At 70.7% G+C, this 914-nt stretch carries 1 protein-coding gene; it reads right to left on the bottom strand.

From position 1 onward, the window contains the following. Nucleotides 1-914 (bottom strand): family 2B encapsulin nanocompartment shell protein (locus FNX44_RS27220; protein ID WP_143651618.1); only part of this gene is annotated, 914 nt, incomplete at both ends.

Below are 914 nucleotides of genomic sequence, written 5' to 3' on the forward strand. Positions count from 1 at the left end.
AGATCAGGTCGTCCAGGTCGTCGGGGGTGGGCGGGCCGGTCCTGGTGTGCAGCCGCTGGCCGAGGTCCGCGTTGTGCAGCAGGCCGAACTCCCGGTTGTTGACGAGCTCGTACTCCTGGCGTTCGCGCAACGCCTCGACGGTGAGACGTAGTTGTTCCTCGACCTGGTTCATCGGCTCGTTGTAGAGGTCGGCGACCCGGGAGTGCACCCGCAGCACCGTCTGCGCCACACTCAGCTCGTACTCACGCGGCGTGGCGTCGTAGTCCACGAAGGTGCCGGGCAGTTCGACCTCTCCGTGGTGGCCGGAGGCCAGCTCGATGTCGGCCTCGCCGCGCTTGTTCTGCTTGGGCAGGACGCGGGAGGCGAGCGCGTCGACGTGGGCCTGGAGGCCGGGGGCCTGCTCGGCGACGTAGCGGAACTCGGCCAGCGGCAGGGCCAGAACCGTACAGCGGGTCTGGGCGCGCAGCGAGAAACGCCAGGTGCTGTCCGCCTCGGAGAGCGCCTGGTCGCCGGCCCAGTCGCCGTCGGCGAGCACGCCGAGGTTGGTCTCCCCGTCGTACTCGCCGGCACCGACCTTGTTGATCTTCCCGTGGGCGATGAGCAGGATCTCCTCGACGGCCTCGCCGCCGGCGGCGAGCACGTCCCCGGGCCGGTACTCGCGTTGCACGCAGCGCCCGGCCAGGGCCTGCAGCGCGTCCGTGTCCTCGAAGCCGTGCAGGGCGGGCAGCTCGGTCAGCTGGGCGGGGATGACGCGCACCTCGGAGCCGTTGGTCACGAACTCCACCCGGCCGTTGCCGACGGTGTGGGCGAGGCGCCGGTTGACCCGGTAGGTACCGGCGGAGACCTGCACCCAGGGCAGTACGCGCATCAGCCACCGCGAGGAGATGCCCTGCATCTGCGGCGGTGTCTTGGTG

The sequence above is a fragment of the Streptomyces alkaliterrae genome (assembly GCF_007097205.2).
GTDB classification, from domain to species: domain Bacteria; phylum Actinomycetota; class Actinomycetes; order Streptomycetales; family Streptomycetaceae; genus Streptomyces; species Streptomyces alkaliterrae.